The 2,815-nt window shown below is 59.9% G+C and carries 4 protein-coding genes and 1 pseudogene; 1 reads left to right on the top strand and 4 read right to left on the bottom strand.

Annotated features, from left to right (window positions below):
• A pseudogene (locus AX685_RS17065) lies at window positions 1–505 on the bottom strand (type II restriction endonuclease); the annotation flags it as partial.
• Between the two features lie 629 nt (window positions 506–1,134).
• Between AX685_RS17065 and AX685_RS17060 the strand changes: the two are divergent.
• On the top strand, window positions 1,135–1,605 hold the full coding sequence (locus tag AX685_RS17060; RefSeq protein WP_046195645.1) for a YybH family protein: 471 nt from the start codon (window positions 1,135–1,137) through the stop codon (window positions 1,603–1,605).
• Here AX685_RS17060 and AX685_RS23465 read toward each other — a convergent pair.
• The 3 genes from AX685_RS23465 to AX685_RS17045 all read right to left on the bottom strand — a co-directional run.
• Window positions 1,602–1,895 carry a GTPase gene (locus AX685_RS23465; protein WP_046195646.1) on the bottom strand — a complete coding sequence of 98 codons (294 nt, stop codon included), beginning with the start codon at window positions 1,893–1,895 and terminating at the stop codon, window positions 1,602–1,604. The genes AX685_RS17060 and AX685_RS23465 overlap by 4 nt on opposite strands.
• Before the next feature lie 39 nt (window positions 1,896–1,934).
• Window positions 1,935–2,387: a flagellar hook-basal body complex protein FliE gene (locus AX685_RS17050; protein ID WP_046195647.1), complete on the bottom strand. Its 453-nt coding sequence runs from the start codon at window positions 2,385–2,387 to the stop codon at window positions 1,935–1,937.
• Between the two features lie 196 nt (window positions 2,388–2,583).
• The coding region (locus tag AX685_RS17045; protein WP_231792276.1) for a DUF6118 family protein at window positions 2,584–2,815 on the bottom strand (232 nt) is incomplete at its 5' end.

Raw genomic sequence — 2,815 nt, 5'->3', positions numbered from 1 at the left:
CGGTGTTGAAGGGCGGCACCAGCGTCGGGTGAAGGAAGTAGAGGAGGTTGGCGACAGCAGGCCCAAGCCCCTTGATCTTCAGGCGGTCGATCGCGTGGATATGGCCGATGATCTCCTCGGCCGTGTCGCAACACGAACAGGCGTCTAGCAGGCGGCCGAACGCGCGCTGGTTCTCGGGGCTCTCGTATATGTCGGGGATGCGCAGCTTCGGTTTCCAGAGGAACGCATGGTCCGCACCTTTGAAGATTTGGCGCTGTTCGGCAACGGAATGGACGACGGTTTCGAGCGACGATCCGCGATAGGCGACGCCAAACGAACCGCGCTCGATCTCGCCGACGACCTGGGTGATACCGCGCCGGATCGAACGAAAATTCTTCAGCCGCTCGTCCCACAGGAACCAGCTTCGATAGGTCGCGCCCGGATCGTCACGCCAACGGGTAATGAGCCGACGCACAAGGCCGTCGTGATCCTCTTTGGTAGTTATTTGATCAAGTTGCGCGGCCATGTTGTCGTTGCGATGCCCCCTTCGTTAAAGCGAGACCTAAGCCGCCGGTCGGCCAGCGTCGAGCCGTTCCGTTAAGTGGACCGGGACTTCGCTCGGGCTGAACGTACCGATTTTGCAACGGTGCAGACGCTTGGTGGCACGATGAGCCGTGAGGGGAACGTCCGCCGCTACGTATTGACCAAAGTAAGCAAATTTGCGGGAAGCGCTGAATCATGCGGACTTCGAAGCTGACTTTGCTGGCGGCGGCACTGGCGCTCGGCATGGCGATGGGTCGTGGGCACGATGAGGCCGCAACCAAAAACAAGACCTTCGGACAGCGCTTAGCAAGCTGGCTCGGTTGCCTGCACACGGTGGTGATTCACTTTCCGATCGCCTTGATCATCGGTGCGTTCGCAGTGGAGCTACTCGGGCTTTGGCGGCGCAAGCCTTTACCGAGATACGGCACGCGTCATGCTGGTCGTCGGCTCGGTAGGCGCGATCATCGCCATCGCCGTCCAGGGTTGGCTAGGGGGTTCTTTCATGCATGGCGGCCTCGACCATCTCGCGTTCTGACGTCAGCCGCTGCTCCATATTGATGCGTCAAATGGAGATATCCTAAGGTCGGCTAATTTTGTTTTGGGAGATGATAAATGAGCACCTGCGTGAAGATGATTATAGCGGTGTCGATCGCTCTTCCTGCCGCAGCGTGGGCGCAGTCAGACGCCCGCACCACTGACACACGTGCCGTGGCGGCGGCGCTGTCACAGTATAAGGACGCGATCGAAAAGCTTGACGCTGCTGGAACCGAGCAACTGTTCACGACCGACGCGCGGGTTTTCGAGACAGGAGCATCTGAGGGCAGCTACGCCACCTACCTGGCTCATCATCTCGGTCCCGAGCTGAAGCAGTTCAAATCGTTCCGCTTCTCCGACTACAAGGTTGACGTCCGCTTCGAAGGGTCGGTTGCCCTTGCGACCGAGACCTACCGTTACCGGATCGAGCCAAAAACCGGTGAGGCCGCCGAACGACTCGGCGTCGCCACAAGCGTGCTTAAGAAGATGAACGGACGATGGAAGATCGTGTCCATGCACAACAGCGCTCGGAAACTGAAGGGCACCTAACGGATTGCCGGCAGAGACTGTCGCGTGAACGTTTTTGGCACGTGCGTGCGGTCCGGGTCGTCCGCCCGTGCATGGACGGCGATCATGCCGGAAGCTGGGGGCGGATCATCCCCCAGCCATAGCACCAGGTCGGCGGCTGCCATGCTCTCGCGCGCACGCTCCACCCCGATGGCTTCAATCGGATCGCTCGTGTCGGTGCGCCCCGCGGTGTCTGTGAAGACCCATGCCAGCCCGCCCCGCTCGACCGGCGCCTCGATCCGATCGCGCGTCGTGCCGGCAATTCGCAGCACCGGATTACCGATCCAGGGATGTGCTTTCGGCAGATTGCGCTAGACCGGCATACTCATGATGTCCTTGTAGGCCGAAAGCACTTTATTGCGAACTTGTAACGTCGCCTCGAAGGCGATTGAGGACTCCTGCCGCGCTAGCATGACCTTCGCAATGTCGGTTTCCTCTCCTCGTTCGTAGGCGACCGTCAAAGCACCAGCGCGCGCATTGATCGCGTTAATTTTTTGAAGCTGCGTCTGAAAAGTGGTGGCGAAGCCGCCTGGCTCCGCGAGTCCTGATTGCGACACGCCCGCCGCTCCGCTCACTCCTGAGACGGAATTCGGGCTATCCGCCTTTCCCAGCGCGGTGTTCATCGCTGCGTCAAAAGCCGCTCCTCTCGTAGCCCCAGAAACGGTGTCAGAATTCGGGTTGCTCGCTACATTCCGAAGCGCCGCGTTCTTGTCGAGTACGGCGTTCCGCAAGGCCATGACATCGTTGATGGAGATGCTGCTCATATTCACCTCAGTGCGCCTTCAGCGCACCTACATGTCGCATTGAAACCGTTAGGTTACGGTTAACTGAACTTAGTACTGATTGCCTATTCGTGAAGCCATGCACCGACTCGCAATTAGGTCCGCGCAAGGCTGCTACGGTTAGGCTATGGTCGGATGGTATAATTATCAATTACTTAGCGGAATAGACACGCGGTTACTATGGGGCGATCCTAATCGTGCATCGTACCGCCTCGTCTGCTTTGCCTGCCGCTTTTCTGCATCGGTCGATCGTCTCGCGGTTGGCCGTCACGATCTTGTCGGCCCCGACGATCGCGCGGAACGCGGCCGGGCTGGCGCTCTGCATCATCCGCTGCCCCGCTTCCCAACGGGGAAGGTCGAGCGTCCGCGCCGCCATGCGCTCGGGCCATTGCCAGCTCGCCGGCGCGATC

This window comes from Sphingomonas sp. CCH9-F2, assembly GCF_001556735.1.
Taxonomy (GTDB): Bacteria; Pseudomonadota; Alphaproteobacteria; order Sphingomonadales; family Sphingomonadaceae; genus Sphingomonas; species Sphingomonas ginsenosidimutans.
Note: the sequence above shows the minus strand (reverse complement) of the source record. Positions and strands in the feature narration are given on the sequence as shown.